The 18,440-nt window shown below is 60.0% G+C and carries 14 protein-coding genes; 4 read left to right on the top strand and 10 right to left on the bottom strand.

Annotated features, from left to right (window positions below):
• Positions 1-3: 3 nt before the first annotated feature.
• From V8J81_RS16995 to cysQ, 7 genes are all read right to left on the bottom strand, one after another.
• Positions 4-1,704, bottom strand: a complete 1,701-nt coding sequence (locus V8J81_RS16995) for a DUF5927 domain-containing protein (protein ID WP_368476938.1) — start codon at positions 1,702-1,704, stop codon at positions 4-6.
• Positions 1,701-2,711, bottom strand: a complete 1,011-nt coding sequence (locus V8J81_RS17000) for a glycosyltransferase family 2 protein (protein ID WP_368476939.1) — start codon at positions 2,709-2,711, stop codon at positions 1,701-1,703. Before V8J81_RS17000 ends, V8J81_RS16995 begins: the two co-directional genes overlap by 4 nt.
• Positions 2,708-3,943 carry a glycosyltransferase family 4 protein gene (locus V8J81_RS17005; RefSeq protein ID WP_368476940.1) on the bottom strand — a complete coding sequence of 412 codons (1,236 nt, stop codon included), beginning with the start codon at positions 3,941-3,943 and terminating at the stop codon, positions 2,708-2,710. The genes V8J81_RS17000 and V8J81_RS17005 overlap by 4 nt, the downstream gene beginning before the upstream one ends.
• Before the next feature lie 13 nt (positions 3,944-3,956).
• Positions 3,957-4,850 (bottom strand): UTP--glucose-1-phosphate uridylyltransferase GalU, encoded by an 894-nt coding sequence (gene galU, locus V8J81_RS17010; RefSeq protein WP_368476941.1) that lies wholly within the window; start codon positions 4,848-4,850, stop codon positions 3,957-3,959.
• A gap of 94 nt (positions 4,851-4,944) precedes the next feature.
• Positions 4,945-6,168 (bottom strand): glycosyltransferase family 2 protein, encoded by a 1,224-nt coding sequence (locus V8J81_RS17015; RefSeq protein WP_368476942.1) that lies wholly within the window; start codon positions 6,166-6,168, stop codon positions 4,945-4,947.
• A complete protein-coding gene (locus V8J81_RS17020) occupies positions 6,165-6,962 on the bottom strand; it encodes a 3-deoxy-manno-octulosonate cytidylyltransferase (protein ID WP_368476943.1) in 798 nt (265 codons plus the stop codon). Before V8J81_RS17020 ends, V8J81_RS17015 begins: the two co-directional genes overlap by 4 nt.
• Entirely contained in the window at positions 6,959-7,756 is a 798-nt protein-coding gene (gene cysQ, locus V8J81_RS17025; protein WP_368476944.1) for a 3'(2'),5'-bisphosphate nucleotidase CysQ, read from the bottom strand. Before cysQ ends, V8J81_RS17020 begins: the two co-directional genes overlap by 4 nt.
• A 133-nt stretch (positions 7,757-7,889) precedes the next feature.
• Here cysQ and V8J81_RS17030 point away from each other — a divergent pair, with 133 nt between their 5' ends.
• The gene (locus V8J81_RS17030; RefSeq protein WP_368476945.1) at positions 7,890-8,714 is read left to right on the top strand and encodes an ABC transporter permease; all 825 of its coding nucleotides are present in this window, start codon (positions 7,890-7,892) and stop codon (positions 8,712-8,714) included.
• Positions 8,715-8,717: 3 nt separating this feature from the next.
• Here V8J81_RS17030 and V8J81_RS17035 read toward each other — a convergent pair whose 3' ends face one another.
• On the bottom strand, positions 8,718-9,317 hold the full coding sequence (locus V8J81_RS17035; RefSeq protein WP_368476946.1) for an alpha-ketoglutarate-dependent dioxygenase AlkB family protein: 600 nt from the start codon (positions 9,315-9,317) through the stop codon (positions 8,718-8,720).
• Between the two features lie 180 nt (positions 9,318-9,497).
• Between V8J81_RS17035 and dnaK the strand changes: the two genes are divergently transcribed.
• Positions 9,498-11,423 carry a molecular chaperone DnaK gene (dnaK, locus tag V8J81_RS17040; RefSeq protein WP_368476947.1) on the top strand — a complete coding sequence of 642 codons (1,926 nt, stop codon included), beginning with the start codon at positions 9,498-9,500 and terminating at the stop codon, positions 11,421-11,423.
• Positions 11,424-11,494: 71 nt separating this feature from the next.
• Positions 11,495-12,649, top strand: coding sequence for a molecular chaperone DnaJ (gene dnaJ / locus V8J81_RS17045; RefSeq protein WP_368476948.1), 1,155 nt, complete (start codon positions 11,495-11,497; stop codon positions 12,647-12,649).
• Between the two features lie 169 nt (positions 12,650-12,818).
• On the opposite strand, the gene V8J81_RS17050 is transcribed toward dnaJ, so the two are convergent.
• Positions 12,819-15,083: an NADP-dependent malic enzyme gene (locus V8J81_RS17050; RefSeq protein WP_368476949.1), complete on the bottom strand. Its 2,265-nt coding sequence runs from the start codon at positions 15,081-15,083 to the stop codon at positions 12,819-12,821.
• A 117-nt stretch (positions 15,084-15,200) separates the two neighbouring features.
• Between V8J81_RS17050 and mutS the strand changes: the two genes are divergently transcribed.
• Positions 15,201-17,840: a DNA mismatch repair protein MutS gene (mutS, locus tag V8J81_RS17055; RefSeq protein ID WP_368476950.1), complete on the top strand. Its 2,640-nt coding sequence runs from the start codon at positions 15,201-15,203 to the stop codon at positions 17,838-17,840.
• Here mutS and V8J81_RS17060 read toward each other — a convergent pair.
• Positions 17,824-18,417: a nucleotide exchange factor GrpE gene (locus V8J81_RS17060; RefSeq protein ID WP_368476951.1), complete on the bottom strand. Its 594-nt coding sequence runs from the start codon at positions 18,415-18,417 to the stop codon at positions 17,824-17,826. The two genes, mutS and V8J81_RS17060, sit on opposite strands and share 17 nt — an antisense overlap.
• Between the last annotated feature and the right edge of the window lie 23 nt (positions 18,418-18,440).

The following is an 18,440-nucleotide window of genomic DNA, read 5'->3' on the forward strand; positions in this document are numbered from 1 at the left end:
GTCTTACCTCACAAGGTAGGGGCGGTTATCAGCACCCGGCGGCAACGGGGCCACGCCCTCTTGCGGGAAATCACCCACGGCAAACGGGTTCATCCCCTGATTTTTCAGGTTCTGCAGGAATTTCGGCAGGCCCGATAAGTCGGCCATACGGGGCGCTTCGGTTAACCGGCTGGCATGGGCGCCCTCCATCGCATCAAGGATGCGTTGAAGGTTTTCCATTGGCTCTTCCAGAAACTCCGCCAGCGACCAGATGCGAATTTCCGCCCGGCTACGCACATGGCGCAACGTGTTAACGAATTCGACCTCTCGCCGCTGCAGGCGCGCAGCCTCCGTCCGGATGTCGCTGAAATTGCGGTTTGCCGTAAACAGGCGCACGGCCCATCCTCCGGTAATCACACTGATCTGTGCGTTTGAATCGCCTGCCATGAACGCGCCCGGGCGCTGATTGTCTTGCGGCCCAAACATGAAAACCTGCCGCTCGCCGCGCGTGTTCCAGATCAGGTTGGTCAGGAACCGCTCAGGGTTATAGTCCCGCAATTCCGGGGCGGCAGACAGGCATCCGGCATAGGTGTCGGCATCACCTGCAAAGCGTGCGCGTTTCAGATCGAATAGATTGCCGTGCACGGACGCGCCAAGCCGCCGCGAAAGCCACGGCTCAAAATCCAGAAACAGGTCATTGAACCCCTGAAAAACCGAATAGGGTGCTGCCGTCTTGCCGTTTTCCCACTCATTGTTGGGATAGCGGCTTTGCATATAAAGCCCGGCGCGCCCCTGCGTCCGCCGTTCCAACGCCTTGGCGAACACGCGGTCGATCTTACCCGGCGTTGGCTCAGCACGACGCACATCCGTCGCGGTGTCATCGAGGAAGGATTGATACAGCCGGTCGGCCTTATGCCAGATCTTCCGCGCCACAAAGCAATCGGACCGGCGCAACAGGTGCAGGTGATCGTCGTAGAAAACGTGCGGCTTGCCCTGAAAGTCGAACTTCGACAGGGTCAGCGACCGGCTTTCGATATTGCGCGAATAGTTCCGCACCAGGGTCTGCCAGTAGCTTTCATCAGGAATCCAGACCAGCTTAAAATACCGGTCAAACTCCCGCCGTTTCGTATCTTGCAAAATGGCGCTGAGCGTCTGGCGCGACAGGCACCACCATTGGCTACCCAAATGCGGGGATATCCCCTCGGGCAGTTTGCGCTTGAACCCGATACGCCGCTGAAACTCCACGTAGCGATCAAACAGGAACCGATGCCGCTTCCACGAAAACGGGAAGCGCAGCTGGAACCGTTCTGTGTTCAGGCCATCAACCGTCCAATCTACATCGCGGATCGTGACCGACTCGATGAAATCGGTCATGGGCCGCGCCGCGAGATACGCGCGCAACTCATCAACTGGCCGCAATGGCAGGCACGACCCCGACGATAGATAGACGTGCCGCACACCCGGAAACGCCTCTAGCATCAGTTCACTGGCCGTCTGACTGGCGGCCACAAGGCTCCACGTACCCCATTCGCATTTGTGCCGCTTCGAGAATTTCACATTCTCAAGGTCCGACATTTCGCGTTTGAGCCACTCAAACCGGGCCTTCTCGACCCGCTTGTCGAGGTGGATGACCACCGGGCAATCACGCTCCGCCCAATGTCGCGCCACTTGCGCCGCGCGGTCCAGCGCAGTGTGGCACATCATGACGAAGCCTAGCGTGCTCATGCCCAGTTCCCCTTGGACATGAGGCCAAGGATCTCAAGCTGGCGCCAGTTGATGTATTTCTCGGACCATTTCGTCCAGAAATCGGGATTCTCGCGCAGGCCATCCGCATAGGCCTTGTACTCCGCCGAGGCCGCGTAATGTTCGCGCCGTTCCAACTCTTCGGCGGCTTTCTTGGTGAACGTGTCGAGGAACTTCGCGTGCAACAGAACGCCTGAGGCCTTCTCCCCACCCCATTCGTCATAGACAAGGTTCAGCCCGCGCGGCAGCAACATGTGTGTCGAAGAGGCGTAAGTGTAATGCTTCTGCCAGTAGACCAAGGGCGTCTTGTTCAGCGCAGGCGCACGTTCCGGGTTATCCTGAAAAAAGGCCCGCGCGCGGGGTCCGCCCTGAATCCAAAGATTTCCATAGTCCCAATTCCGCTCGATCGAGTAATTTCCGGCGTCGAACCAGCAGGCAATATCAAACGGATTCTGACCCTCTGCATAGGGCTGCGCGGTGATCGGCCCTTTTGGGTACATATCCAAAAGCATGGCCCCAAAGGATTTGATGGACGAAGCCTGCAGCCAATCCGTCAGCGCGGGGATGGGGCGCGTATCGGAGAACGGGTAGACAAGGAATTCATCCGGGTCGACCGTCAAACACCAATGATCATGGCCATAGAGGCGCAAAAGCCGGTTGATCCAATCCATGCCAAAGCGAGACCGCTTGTAACTCGCATCCGTCCACCAGACCGAGCAATCGGGCTGTTCCGCCAAATACTCCCGCGTGCCATCGCCGCTGTCATTGTCCACGAACAGGAAATGAGAGACCCCACGTTCGCGATAATATTTCAGGAAATAGGGCAGGCGGATCCGTTCGTTGCGCAAGGTGACAAAGCACAACAGCTCCTTCTCACGAATGGAGTCGGTGCGGTTGGCGATTTCCTCCAGGCCGCGGGACTTCCGCCAAGCCCGCACAAGGAACCGCTTCCGCTCAAGGCGCAAACCATATCGCCGGACAGCCTTCATGTGCGATCCGATGGGTCCGTTGTGATGACAGCATCTGCCACGATCTCAAAATGCTCCTGCCATGTCGGGCACTTGACCTTGCTCAGGTCAGGCCGCGCGATCTTACCGTCAATGAGTTGCTTAATCGTTTCTTTCCACTGATACGCCGTTGGATTGTTTACGTAAACGACACAATCGCCGAGGGTTTCCCGGAATACAGGCAGGTCCGAACAAATCGGCGTCGCCCCGACCATCGCTGCCTCCAGCGGGGGGAAGCCAAAACCCTCGGTAATCGATGGGAACAAAAGCGCCGTTGCTTTTGACAGATGTGTATGGACGTCCTCATCGGACAGGGGTCCATGAAGGTGAATCGACTGACCCCGCAACGGGTGTGAGTGCAGACGCTGCATCAGCGCTTCTACCTTCCAACCCGTATGCCCAATGATGTGAAGCTGCGGCATGTCTTCGGGCGGCAATTCCTGCGCCAGCGCCTCCCACGCATCCACGATCAGCGCGTGGTTCTTGCGCGGCTCGATCGTGCCCAACATGACGAAATGCAGGGGATCCCGGGTGCCAGCCATTTGCTCCACTACCGGCACACCAAGATGCGCAACAATCGTTTCCGGTCGCCTGTCCGCCCCGTGCCAGTGCAAATCCAACGCCTCGGCTGTGGCGTGGGAGTTCGCAATTACATGGCTAGTATAGCGGCGCACGCGCTCGACCCGCCCGGCAAAGTTCGCAGGCTGATCATCGGCGACGAGATCGGGGTGGGTGATCGGGATTAGGTCATGGATCATGACCATGCTCTGCCCACCTGCTGCGAAAGCCGACAGCGTCGCCTCTGACAGGTTTGAATGGCCAACATTTAAGTATGTCCAACCATCTGGCGCGGCACGGGCCAAAAGCGCGGGCAAAGCGCCCGGCCTGCACCGATCAATCGCCACAGCGCGAAGGGCCGCCTCTGCCTTGTGACGTGAGCGTTTTGCCCGGAAAGTCAGACGCGACAGCAGATCGGCCTGGCCTAAGGCGCGCCGCTCTTCCGCAAGGTCCACGACCAAACGTCCGCCTACGTCGTCTAGCAGCAAATAGCCTCGCGTGGTGCGACACAGAAAACGGTCACATCCAGCGTTGAGGAAGGCTTTCAGATATTCCAGTTCAACCCGATCAATACCCGTGGGCGCGCGTCGACCAAGGCGGGTGAGGGTGCGCGTCACGTCCAGCCAGGGGGCCGGGATTTGGGACAGCGCACCCATAGTCACGCTCAGGCTATTGAGCCGCGCTCCGGACCGACATCATGTCGCCCAGATAGCTCTGGAATTCATCGCGCAGATCTTCGCGCGCGAGGCCAAAGGCCACAGTGGCCTGCAGGAACCCAGCTTTCGAACCACAGTCAAACCGCTGCCCCTTGAACCGGAAGCCGTACACATTGTCGGCGCTGGTGATCTCTTGCGCGATAGCATCCGTCAGCTGCACTTCACCGCCCGCACCCGTCTTGATCCGGTTCAGGTGGCCCATGACGTCGGGCGACAGGATATAGCGTCCGATCACAGCAAGATTTGACGGTGCTTTGTCTGCAGGCGGCTTTTCAACCATACCCTTCACAGAAACGACCGAGCCCATGTCTTCTTTGATGTCGAGAACACCATAGGCCGAGGTCTTGTCATCCGGCACTTCCATCGCGGCGACCATGTTGCCGCCGATATCCGCGTGTGCCTCAACCATCTGTTGCAAACACGGTGTCTCAGCTGCGATCACATCATCCGGCAGGATCACGGCAAACGGTTCGTTCGCCAAAAGGCGACGTGCGCACCATACTGCGTGGCCTAGTCCGAGCGCCTTGTGCTGGCGAATATAAGCAATTGCGCCGCTGTCCATGTTGGTGCCTTTCAGCTCCTCCAACATGTCTGTCTTGCCCTTCTTGCGAAGGGTGCTTTCCAATTCCGGTGCGTTGTCGAAATAGTCTTCCAACGCAGATTTGCCGCGACTCGTAACGAAGATGAACTCTTTAATGCCTGCTGCACGCGCTTCGTCGATGGCGTACTGGATCAGGGGGCGGTCGACCAAAGTCATGATCTCTTTCGGGATCGATTTTGTAGCCGGAAGGAAACGGGTCCCAAGACCCGCGACCGGAAAGATCGCCTTGGTTACTTTCTTCTTCATGCCTTGCCTCTTCTTGCGTCGCCCGGTTTTCCGGTGCGCGCAGCTTTCTTGTTATGCATTAAAGCTTAACGAAAGATCAGGAAGTGGGAAATCATCAATTCGTGTCCCCGTCTGGCAGCAATCCGCGCGTGGCAGAAATGCGACGGACTTCGCGGTCCAATCGCCCCCGGAAGGAGTGCATCTGAAATCGCGCTTCGCCCCGGTCTGTCGGCCCATAAAGTCCGCCATATTGCTCCCACCAACCACCGTTCGTGAATTGGATCTTGTGCTTTCTCGGAGTGGGCTCAAAAACGAACAGGCTCACGGGCTGGCCGTTGCTGACCAGACGTTCTGCTTCACGGTGCAATCCCATTCGCTGAAATGGCCGACCAGAAAGAACGGTAGGACTTGGCGGATCGACCCGAACAAAGGGCACAAACGCTGAGCTAGCATGGCTTGGAATGGGCGTAGAGCTGGCCCGCTCCTGCCCGTCAAGAAGCCCGTCCCGAAGGCTCTCCATCAGCTTGCGCATTGTCTCTGCGTTCAGCTTCTTTCGCTTGGCTAAAGCCAGCAAACGGCTGCTTTGCGCCGCCTCCAGATCGCGCACCACCGCCGATATTTCCGCGCCCTCGGCATGCTTGCTCAGAAACACGCTGGTCGACGCTCCAATATCAAAAAGGCTCAGCGGTACGCGATCCTCCGTTCGCCGGGCGCTGGCCTGAAATCCGTGATGCACCACCGCGCCTGCGACCCATGCGGTTCGAAGCCCTGCACGCCCAACGCGCAACGCCATATCTGTATCATCGAGGTAGAAGTGCATTGCTTCGTCGAATCCACCCAACCGCTCAAAAACATCGCGCCGAAACGCCATGTTCGTGCCTTGAAGCTTGCGCATATATCCGTCCCTGATAGGCTGATTAGGGTCTATCTTGAGGTCTTTCCCAAGCCCGTTGACCGCTATTGGGCCCCATTGCATCGAAATGCCGTTTCGCCCCAGAACCGGGCCCGTTACAGCCGCCAGTTCCGCGTCCGAAAACGCCTCCAGCACCGCATCGGCCCAGGTCGGCTCCGGCACCGCATCGTCGTCAATAAACGCCAAGATCTGGCCTGCGGCAGCGGCAATCCCTGCATTCCGTGCGGCAGAGATATTGGGGATATCTTGCGAAAGCAGCTTAATCCGACCCGCAAAGGCCTGAACGGCCTGCTGCCCCGCCCCATCTGCGACCACAACAACTTCGATCCCGGCATGGCGCAATTGGCTCAACCCAAGCAGGCAGCGATGCAAAGCCTCCGGGCGACCGGCGCTGACGACAACAACGCTCAGGTCAGCGGGCGTCACACCGTCCCCATCTCGGCCATCATGGCCTCGATCCTTGGAATATCCTCAGGGTTGTTCAGCTCCCAGAACTTCGACCCGCGCGCCTCTACCTCGACGCAAAGAACCGGATGCCCAGCTTCGAGGAACCGAAGCTGTTCCAACCCTTCAAGCGTCTCCAACGGGCCAATGGACCAATGCGGATAGGCCCTCAGCGCCCAGGGCCGGTAGGCATAAACGCCGACATGGTGGAACACGGGCGTATCAGCCTCGGGCGCGTAGTCCTCAGATGTGAACGGAACGACCTCTTTCGAGAAATAGAGCGCGCGCCGCTTGCTGTCGGCCACTGCTGTCGTCCCTCCCACACGCCCCGCCGCGCGATCCGCCTTCAGTGCCGACAAGGTTTCCCCATCGCAACGCAAAATTGGCGTCGCCAATGCCGCCTGGCTGTCGGCCCGCAAACCGGCCACAAGCTCCTCAAGAAACCAATGCGGCGTCAGCGGCGCGTCCCCTTGCAGGTTCACCACCATCTCCACGTCACCGAGTATTTCCAACGCCTCGGCACAGCGCTCTGTCCCGTTGCGCGCCACGGAGGAGGTCATCAACACGTCCGCCCCGAACCCGCGCGCCGCCTCGGCGATCCGCTCGTCATCCGTGGCAACATAGACGGCATCAAGCCCGGCCACCCCCTGCGCTGCGCGCCAGGACCGTTCGATCAGGCTGCGCGCCTCACCCGTTGCTCCCCGCAACATCGCCAACGGCTTTCCCGGATAGCGGGTTGAGGCGTATCGCGCAGGGATGACGCAAGCGACGGTCACGGCTGCTTCAACTCCACACCCGGGGCGTAAGCAATGAAGAAGCCGTTGGCGAAGCCGTCCTTCCCGTAGTCGAACGTCTCGTGATCCTCAAATCGGATCATCCTGCCGCCAGCCCCGCGCAAAACCGCATCACCGGCCGCCGTGTCCCATTCCATCGTCCGGCCCAGCCTTGGGTAAATGTCCGCCTCACCCGTCGCCACCAGACAGAACTTCAACGATGAGCCCGCCGATTTCATATCCGCATGGGCATATTTGTTGATGTAATCATCTGTCGCCTGATCCCGGTGCGACTTCGAGGCAACCACCCGCAGCGCCCCGTTATCCGGGTCCGACACGGTCATTCTTTCGACCCGGCCCGGCGCATTAGGCTCGAAGGGCCCGTTCTCCTCCACACTCACGCCATCAGCATCCGTGTAGAACAACCGACCCTTTGCAGGCGCATAAACGATCCCGCGCACCGGCACGCCGTTTTCCACCAGCGCGATGTTTACCGTGAAATCACCACGCCGCTTGATGAACTCTTTCGTGCCGTCCAGCGGATCAACGATCAGGAACTGCGCGGCGTTCAGGTCATGGCTGTCTGCTTGCTCTTCCGTCACCAGCGCCACGTCCGGGAAGGCCGCTCGCAAGTGGCGCGAGATCACAGCATCGGCCTTTTCGTCGGCCTCCGTCACGGGGCTATCGTCGGATTTGACCTTCACATCGAAATCATCAGCCTCATAGACCTGCATGATGACATCGCCCGCCTCCAACGCGGCTTCGCGCATAACGGCAACAAGTTTCTGGTGATCCATCACGCCTCACTTGCGGTTGAATTGAAAATTAACACCTCCCGCGTTATCGTCTGCACAGGTGGGAACGGCAAGCATCGCCTTTAGGCGAATAACCAGAACAAGCCGGCCCCCTATTGGCAGGCAAGGACCACAGATGTTTGAAAGCACGCGCAACACACGGTCCATGCTTGGCCTCGTCCTCAATTTCTTTGAGGTCACGTTTCACGCATCCGTCCGAAAAGTGCGCAAGAACCACGGCAACGCCATCCTCGCGATTGCCCTGTCTGTCGTGCAAAGCCTGCTGTTTATCGCGGCGTTCTATTTCATGTTCAGCCTTCTGGGCGGGCGCACCATAGCGATCCGCGGGAATTACCTGCTCTATCTGATGTCGGGCATCTTCATTTACCTGACCCATATCCAGACTCTGCGGCAAGTCATGGGGGCCGAAGGGCCAACATCCGACATGATGCAGCACGCCCCGATGAACACGCTGGTGTCGATCACGTCGTCGGCGATGTCCGTGCTTTATACGCAGTTCGTGGCACTTCTGTGCATCTTGTTGATGATCCACACACTCATCGAACCGGTTGAGATTCATTATTGGCCGGGTGCGCTGGGAATGTTTGTCTTGTCCTGGTTCTCAGGCGTCGTGCTGGGGATCATCTTCATGGCGTTGAAGATCTGGTTTCCCGATGTCATTGGCATCCTGTCGATGGTCTATATCCGCGCGAACATGATCTTTTCGGGCAAGATGTTCGTGGCCAACGCCATGCCGGCAATGATGCTGCCGGTTTTCACATGGAACCCGCTCTTCCACATCATCGACCAGGCGCGCGGGCATATCTTCGTGAACTACATCCCCCACAACACGAATTGGGAATATCCATTCTACATTTCGCTGGTGTTCCTGCTGTTCGGCATGATGCTGGAGCACTACACCCGCCAGCATGCCTCGGCGAGCTGGGGCGCCAAGCGCTAAGCTCTACTCCACAACGCGCAGGGTCAGGTTGATCCGTCCGCCATTGGGCAACAGGGTGGAGGAACCCGCGCGCAGACGGTCGATACCGTGGTAGTTCAACCGCGCCTCCCCCCCCATCACGGCAACATCACCAGATTTCAGCCAGATGGATTGGGTCTTTCCACCACGCTCCGGCCCACCGACGCGAAACAACGCATCATCCCCCAACGATATCGAGACAACCGGCATCTCGAAATTCGCTTCGTCCCGGTCCTGATGCATCCCCATCTTTGCATCGGCATCATAGAAGTTGATCAGGCAAGACTGCGGGTCACAAGAAACCCCCGACAGATCGCGCCAGACAGTCTTGGCAATCGCCGGGATCGGTGGCCATTCCGGCCCATCCGGATGCGTGCGCTCATACCGATATCCGGCCCTGTCCGAAATCCAGCCATACCGCCCGGCAGAGGTCATGCGGACCGACATTTTCTGGCCCCGCCGCGTTTCTGGCCGGAACAGCGGTGCGGCGCGCACAACCCGCCGGACCTGCTCCACCAGATCGGCCTGTTGCCCTGCATCAAGCACCGCCTGATGCACCTTTATCCCGCCAACATCGACAATCATCGCAATTTCCCCGCGATTCCACTTGTCCGGACCGCTTGCAGCCCCAAAACCGCCTACTTATATACCCTCCGAACTCACACGGGCACCTTGGTGCTCACTTCAGTCATTGGCAATGGCGGCACGGGGGCCGCAGGGTCGGACCCGCTCCCGCCTGTTCGCTTTAAGAAAGGGACATGACACATGGCCAAAGTTATCGGTATCGACCTCGGTACGACGAACTCTTGCGTTGCAATCATGGACGGCTCGCAGCCGCGCGTGATTGAAAACTCCGAAGGGGCACGCACCACACCCTCCATCGTCGCCTTCACGGATGATGAACGCCTCGCGGGCCAAGCGGCCAAGCGTCAGGCCGTCACCAACCCGGAAAACACCATCTTCGGCGTCAAGCGCCTGATCGGTCGCCGGATTGATGATGAACATCTGGAAAAAGACAAAAAGAACCTGCCGTTCAACGTCATCGATGGCGGGAATGGCGACGCATGGGTCGAAGCCAAGGGTGAAAAGTACAGCCCGTCGCAGATCTCCGCGTTCATCCTTCAGAAGATGAAGGAAACCGCCGAATCCTACCTCGGCGAAGACGTGACCCAAGCAGTCATCACCGTCCCCGCCTACTTCAACGACGCCCAGCGTCAGGCCACCAAAGACGCCGGCAAGATCGCAGGCCTCGAAGTCCTGCGCATCATCAATGAGCCGACGGCGGCAGCGCTCGCCTATGGCCTCGACAAGGATGAGACGAAGACGATCGCGGTCTATGACCTCGGCGGCGGTACGTTCGACGTGACCATCCTCGAAATCGACGACGGCCTCTTCGAAGTGAAATCCACCAACGGCGACACGTTCCTCGGCGGTGAAGACTTCGACATGCGCATCGTGAACTACCTCGCGGATGAGTTCAAAAAGGAACACGGCACCGACCTGACGCAAGACAAGATGGCGCTCCAGCGCCTCAAGGAAGCGGCAGAAAAGGCCAAGATCGAGCTGTCGTCCTCGACCCAGACCGAGATCAACCAACCGTTCATCTCCATGGGTTCTAACGGCCAGCCGCTGCACATGGTCATGAAGCTGACTCGTGCGAAGCTGGAAAGCCTCGTGTCGGACCTGATCAAAGCGTCCCTCAAGCCCTGCGCCGCAGCGCTCAAGGATGCGGGACTGTCGAAAGGTGAAATCGACGAAGTCGTCCTCGTCGGCGGCATGACCCGTATGCCCAAGGTGATCGAGGAAGTGACCAACTTCTTCGGCAAAGAACCCCATAAGGGTGTGAACCCCGACGAAGTCGTCGCCATGGGCGCCGCCGTTCAGGCCGGTGTTCTGCAAGGCGACGTCAAGGACGTGGTTCTGCTCGACGTGACGCCCCTGTCGCTCGGCATCGAAACCCTAGGCGGTGTCTTCACCCGCCTGATCGACCGCAACACGACGATCCCAACGAAGAAGTCGCAGATCTTCTCGACCGCGGAAGACAACCAGAACGCCGTGACGATCCGTGTGTTCCAGGGCGAACGTGAAATGGCCGCAGACAACAAGATGCTCGGCCAGTTCAACCTCGAAAACATCCCACCCGCCCCGCGCGGCGTGCCGCAGATCGAGGTGACGTTCGACATCGACGCCAACGGCATCGTGTCCGTCGGCGCCAAGGACAAGGGCACCGGCAAGGAACAGCAGATCACGATCCAGGCCTCCGGTGGTCTCAGCGATGACGACATCGAAGCCATGGTCCGCGAAGCCGAGGAGAATGCCGAGGCCGACAAGGACCGCAAGGATCTGGTGGAAACCAAGAACCAGGCCGAAAGCCTTATCCACGGCACCGAGAAGTCGATGGAAGAGCATGGCGATAAGGTCGACGCGTCCACGATCGAGGCGATCGAACTGGCGCTGAACGCTCTGAAAGAGACGCTCGAGACTGAAGACGCGGCCAAGATCAAAGGCGGCATCCAGAACGTGACCGAAGCGGCCATGCGTCTGGGCGAGGCCATCTACAAGGCCGAGCAGGAGAAGTCCGAGGCGGCCTCCGACGATGCCGAGGATGAAGACGAGCAGCGCGGTGTCGATGAAGACATCGTGGATGCCGACTTCGAAGATCTGAACGACGACGACCGCAACCGCGGCTGATCGCGATTTGACCCCATGCGGCCGGCTGGGGGATACCCCGGCCGGCCCATGTATTTCCGAAAGGGAAACTCATGGCAAAACGCGATTATTACGAAGTCCTCGGCGTCGCCAAAGGCGCTGGCGCGGATGAGATCAAGAAGGCCTATCGCAAGAAGGCCAAGGAACTTCATCCCGACCGCAACGCCGACAACCCCGACGCAGAAGCCCAGTTCAAGGAAGCGAACGAAGCCTATGACGTCTTGAAGGATGCCGACAAGAAAGCCGCCTATGACCGCTTCGGTCATGCGGCCTTTGACGGCGGCATGGGCGGTGGACCACGGGCGAATCCCGGCGGGCAGGGCGATTTCGCCTCTGCCTTCTCGGACGTGTTCGAAGACCTCTTCGGCGATTTCATGGGTGGTCAACGCGGTCGCCCCGGCGGTGGACGCAATCGCGCCTCCCGCGGCTCCGACCTCCGTTACAATCTGAAAATCAGCCTCGAAGAAGCACATTCGGGCCTGACGAAGCAGATCACCGTCCCCGCGTCCGTTGCATGTGATAGCTGTGATGGCACCGGGTCCGAGGCTGGCGCAGAACCGACGACCTGCCCGACATGTTCCGGCATGGGAAAGGTCCGCGCCCAGCAAGGGTTCTTCACCGTCGAACGCACCTGCCCGACATGCTCCGGCATGGGCCAGATCGTCAAAAACCCCTGCCGCACCTGCGGCGGCGCTGGCCGGACGGAGAAGGAACGCGCGCTGTCGGTGAACATCCCCGCAGGCGTCGAAACCGGCACACGCATCCGCCTTTCTGGCGAAGGCGAAGCCGGTCTGCGCGGCGGTCCGCAAGGCGACCTCTACATCTTTGTCGAAGTCGCCGACCATCCGCTCTTCCAGCGCGATGGGACGGACCTGTTCTGCCGCGTGCCCGTCTCCATGGTCTCCGCCGCTTTGGGTGGTGAGATTGAGGTGCCGACAATCGACGGCGGTCGTTCCCGCGTGAAGGTTCCCGAAGGCTCCCAATCCGGGCGTCAAATGCGTCTGCGCAGCAAGGGCATGCCCGCCCTGCGCGGCCCGGGCGTCGGCGATATGTATATCGAACTTCAGATTGAAACGCCTGTGAACCTCACCAGCGATCAGCGCGACTTGCTCAAGCAACTCGACGAAAGCCTGAAGAAGTCGAACAACCCGAATGCGTCGGGCTTCTTCGACAAGGTCAAAACCTTCTGGGATTCGATCAAAGAGTGATTCCGTAGACCGGGCCTCGGCCCGGATGCACAACCGTAAGAAAGAAGCCCCCGCCATATCCGGTCGGGGGCTTCTTCGTTTGTGCTCGAAGGCTGGCGCACCACCACATCTTGGTAGTTACGAAATAACTACAGATTCACTACAGGTTCTTTACGCCAATTTCGGCCCCTCAGACCCGCCCAATCTCACACGCCGCCATCACTGCCATGTTCAGAATGTCGTTCGCGGTGGAGACCGTCGACGCGATCTGAACCGGCCGATCCAAGCCCGTCAAAATTGGCCCAATCACGGTCGCCCCCGCCATCTCCTGCATCAGCTTCACCGAAATCGAAGCCGAATGCCGCGCAGGCACAACAAGGATATTCGCGGGGCCCGAAAGCCGGTTGAACGGATACTGTTCCCGCGTCGCCGGGTTCAGCGCCACGTCCACCGTCATCTCGCCCTCATACTCGAAATCCACACCCTTCGCGTCCAACACCAGCGGCGCGTGATGCATCTTCTCCGCCCGCTCCGACACCGGATATCCAAAGGTCGAGAAGCTCACAAAAGCGACCCGAGGCTCCAGCCCCAGACCGCGCGCTACCGCCGCCCCACGCTCAGCAATCAGCGCCAGATCTTCATCGCTCGGCCACTCATGCACCAGCGTGTCACCGATCAAAACGATCCGCCCTTTGTGGAGCAAAGCCGTCACGCCAACCGCGCCGTCCTCAGCCTTCACGTCAAAGACTTTGCCAATCATCTCAAGCGCCTGCGCACTTTTGCGGGTCGCCCCCGTGACCAGCCCGTCGCCATGTCCATGGGCCAGCATCAGGGCCGAGAACACATGCCGATCCCGCGCTGCCAGCCGGTGAATATCGCTCGCATCATGCCCCTTCCGCTGCAGCCGCTCGTAAAGGAAATCCTTGTACGTATCGAGGTGCCGGGTATTGGCCGCGTTCACGATCTCCAACTCGCGCACGGCATCGCCCAGCCCTGCGCCTTCCAGCTTCTCCTTCACATCCGCATCGCGCCCCACAACCAGCGCTTTGCCAAGCCCCTGCCGCTGATACGCCACCGCCGCACGCAGCACGCGCACATCGTCGCCCTCCGCAAAGATCATCCGCGCCTGAGCATTCTTCGCCCGCGCATAAACGCCCTGCAGGATTGAAGACGTCGGATCCATCCGCGCCTGCAAATCTTTGGCATACCCGTCCAGATCAATGATCGGCCGCCGCGCAGCACCGGTATCCATCCCGGCCTGCGCCACCGCTGGCGGGATCGTGTAAATCAAACGCGGATCAAACGGCGTCGGAATAATGTAATCTCTTCCGAAGCTTAGCTTCCGCCCATAGGCCATCGCCACTTCGTCCGGCACATCCTCCCGCGCCAGTTCAGCCAGCGCTCGCGCGCAGGCAATCTTCATCTCGTCATTGATCGCTCGCGCGTGCACATCCAACGCGCCCCGGAATAGATACGGGAAGCCCAAAACGTTGTTCACCTGGTTCGGGTAATCCGACCGCCCCGTCGCCACGATCGCATCCGCCCGCACGGCCTGCGCCTCTTCCGGCGTGATCTCTGGGTCCGGGTTCGCCATGGCGAAGATGACCGGATTATCGGCCATGCTCTTAACCATGTCCGGCGTGACAGCACCCTTGACCGAAACGCCAAGGAACACGTCGGCGCCTTCCATCGCTTCTTCCAGCGTGCGTAGCTTGGTTGAGATGGCGTGACCAGACTTCCACTGGTTCATCCCCTCGGTCCGGCCCTGATAAATAACGCCTTTCGTATCGCAAACGATGCAATTCTCGTGGCGTGCACCCATCGCTTTCAACAGCTCGATACACGCAATCCCCGCAGCCCCGGCGCCGTTGAGGACGATCTTACAATCCTCGATCTTCTTGCCGCTGAGGTGCAGCGCGTTAATCAAGCCAGCCGCACAAATCACCGCCGTCCCGTGCTGGTCGTCATGGAACACCGGGATATCCATGATCTCTTTCAACTGCTGCTCGATCATGAAGCATTCGGGCGCTTTGATATCCTCAAGGTTGATGCCGCCAAAAGTCGGCCCCATCAGCTTCACGGCGTTCACAAATTCATCGACGTCTTCGGTATCAAGCTCAATATCAATCGAATTCACGTCCGCGAACCGTTTGAACAGAACCGACTTGCCTTCCATCACCGGTTTTGAGGCCAGCGCACCGAGGTTACCAAGCCCTAGAACCGCCGTCCCGTTGGAGATCACGGCGACCATGTTGCCCTTGGTCGTGTAATCGTAGGCCGTCTCAGGCTTCTCTGCGATCACCTCGCACGGCACAGCCACACCTGGCGAATAGGCCAGCGAAAGGTCGCGCTGCGTGGCCATCGGCGTGGACGCGTTGATGTCGATCTTCCCCGGGCTCGGCTCAAGATGATAGGCCAGCGCCTCTTCGCGGGTGATCTTCTGTTTGTCGGCCATTTTCGCCCTCTCCTCCGGTGCTTAGACGGCATAGCGCGCCCTTGCGCAATTTCGCAACCGATTGCGCTTCAATCCCGCAGTTTCCTTGCGTAGATTCGGCCTCAAGGGGGTGCGGTCATGAACGCGCAAGTCACGCCGATGATGGCGCAATATCTTGAGATCAAGGCGCAGCACCCGGATGCGATCCTGTTCTATCGCATGGGCGATTTCTACGAGATGTTCTTCGACGATGCCGTCGCCGCGGCTGAGGCGTTGGACATCGCCCTGACCAAGCGCGGCAAGCATGACGGCGACGATATTCCCATGTGTGGCGTACCCGCACACAGTGCCGAATCCTACCTTTTGACTCTGATCCGCAAGGGTTTCCGCGTTGCCATTGGCGAGCAGATGGAAAGCCCGGAAGAGGCGAAAAAGCGTGGCTCGAAGTCCGTCGTCAAGCGCGATGTCGTGCGCGTCGTCACCCCCGGCACGTTAACCGAAGACACCCTGCTTGAGGCCCGTCGCCACAACTACCTCGCGGCCTATACCGAGGTGCGCGGCGACGGTGCGCTGGCGTGGTGCGACATCTCCACTGGCGACTTCCGCGTGATGCCCTGCCCGCCGGTGCGTCTTGGCCCCGAACTCGCGCGGCTGTCGCCTAAGGAAGTGCTCGTGTCCGATGGTCTCGAAATCGAACGCCAGGACGCGATGATTGAGTTGGGCGCTGCCGTAACGCCACTCTCGCCCGGTTCATTCGACAGCGCATCTGCCGAAAAGCGCCTGACCGCGTTGTTCAACGTCTCAACCCTCGAAGGGTTTGGCACCTTCGCGCGCCCCGAACTCAGCGCCATGGGCGCATTGATCGATTATCTCGACCTGACCCAGAAGGGCGCGCTGCCGCTGCTCCGCGCCCCGCGCAAGCAACAGGCCGACCGTCTACTGCAACTCGACACTGCCACGCGGCGCAACTTGGAGCTGACCCACGCGCTTTCCGGTGGTCGCGCAAACTCCCTGCTTTCCGTCCTCGACCGCACGCTCACTGCCGGTGGCGCGCGCCTGCTCGAACGGCGCCTGACTGGCCCATCCACCGATCTCGAGACGATCCGCGCGCGTCATAACGCTGTCGCCTTTTGCGTCTCTGATACGCTGGTTAGAGACGAACTGGAGAGCGAGCTTCGCCGTATCCCGGACCTCGACCGTGCCCTCTCTCGCCTTGCCCTCGACCGCGGCGGCCCCCGTGATCTAGCCGCAATCCGCGATGGTCTGACCGGGGCCGACCACCTGCAAAAGCGGCTGGAAAGTATCGACCTGCCGACGCTCCTCGCCGACGCAGCCGACACCCTCACCGGCCATAATCAACTCATCACTCTGCTCGATGACGCCCTTGTTGCTGAGCCCCCGGTCCAACTCCGCGACGGCGGCCTGATCGCGCCCGGCTATCACGCCGAATTAGACGAGGCCCGTACCCTCCGCGACGAAGGCCGGGGCGTGATCGCGGGGATGCAGACGGAATATGCCAAGGCTACGGGTGTCCAAAGCCTCAAGATCAAACACAACAACGTCCTGGGCTATTTCATCGAAACGACGGCCACCCATGCCGAGAAGATGCTGAACCCGCCGCTCAGCGAACGGTTCATCCACCGCCAGACAACCGCCAACGCCGTTCGTTTCACCACAGTTGAGCTGTCGGACCTTGAGACCAAGATCCTCAACGCCGGCAATCGCGCGCTTGAAATCGAACGCACTCTCTTCGCCTCCCTCCGCGACGCGATCCTCGACCAACAGGACAAGATCGGAGATGCGGCCCGGGGTCTGGCCGAGCTTGACCTCGCCAGCGCACTGGCCCGCCGTGCCCGCGAAGGTGATTGGGTTCAGCCTGAAATGTCTGAGGATCGCTCTTTTGAGATAGAAGGTGCGCGCCATCCCGTGGTCGAAGCCGCCCTCGCCAAAACGGGGGAGCCGTTCATTGCCAATGATTGCACCCTGACCGCAGAAGATGGCGCCGCGATCAACCTGCTGACCGGCCCGAATATGGCCGGTAAATCGACCTACCTCCGCCAGAACGCCTTAATCGCGATTCTGGCCCAAATCGGCTCATTCGTCCCTGCCACATACGCCAAAATCGGCCTCGTCAGCCAAGTGTTCAGCCGGGTTGGCGCATCAGACGATCTCGCCCGTGGCCGCTCAACATTCATGGTCGAAATGGTCGAAACGGCCACGATCCTGAACCAGGCCGATGACCGCGCTTTGGTGATCCTGGATGAGATCGGGCGCGGCACCGCCACCTATGATGGCCTTTCCATCGCCTGGGCCACGCTTGAACATCTGCACGAGACCAACCGCTGCCGTGCGCTCTTTGCGACCCATTACCATGAGATGACCTCGCTCGCGTCGAAACTCGATGGTCTGACCAACGCAACAATGGCCGTGAAGGAATGGGAAGGCGAAGTCATCTTCCTGCACGAAGTCCGCGAAGGCGCTGCCGACCGCAGCTACGGCGTGCAGGTCGCCAAACTCGCGGGCCTGCCTGACGCCGTGATCCAACGCGCGCAAACCGTCCTCGACGCTCTGGAAAAGGGCGAACGCGAGGGCGGGGAACGCAAGGCCGTCATCGACGATCTGCCATTGTTCAGCGCCACACCCGCGCCCGCGCCACGCCCCAGCAAACCATCCGAGGTCGAAGAAAAACTACGCGCCGTGCATCCAGATGAGATGACGGCGCGTGAAGCTTTAAACTTGCTCTACGAGCTGAAAGCGCAGCTTACCCAGCAGGGGTAGACGACACGCCCACCTGCGCAGGCCGCAACAACCGGTCGTGCAGCATAAAGCCCGTCGCCGCGACCTGAATGATGTCCCCCGCCTTAGTGTTCGGCACCGGCGCTTCGAACATCGCCTGATGCAGCTGCGGGTCGAACTTGTCGCCCACCTCCGGCTGAATCGGCGTGATGCCGTGTTTGCCAAATACATTCAGAAGCTCTTTCAACGTCAACTCAACACCCTCAAGCAGCGGGCCCGCCGTTTCTTTTGAGGCCTCATCCGCTGCATCCAACGCGCGATGCAGGTTGTCGAACACCGGCAGCAAATCGCGTGACAGCTTCGATCCGCCATAGTGCTCCGCCTCGCGCCGGTCCCGATCCGCGCGTTTGCGCATATTCTCGGCCTCAGCCAGCGCGCGCAGCATCCGGTCGCGAATCTCGTCCCGCTCCGCCTCAAGCGCTGCGATCACGGCTTCCGCACCAAGATCAACGCCCTCGCCAAGATCGACCTCGGGCGCATCGCCCAAACCATCTTCGGCCAGCGAAACCTTTGGCTCCGTGTGCTCGTCTTCGTAGAACTCGTCTTTCGGTTCGCCCATGTGTCTACCCCAGTGCCTTACCT

Origin of the sequence: Gymnodinialimonas sp. 202GB13-11, from assembly GCF_040932485.1 — a bacterium.
Taxonomy (GTDB): Bacteria; Pseudomonadota; Alphaproteobacteria; order Rhodobacterales; family Rhodobacteraceae; genus Gymnodinialimonas; species Gymnodinialimonas hymeniacidonis.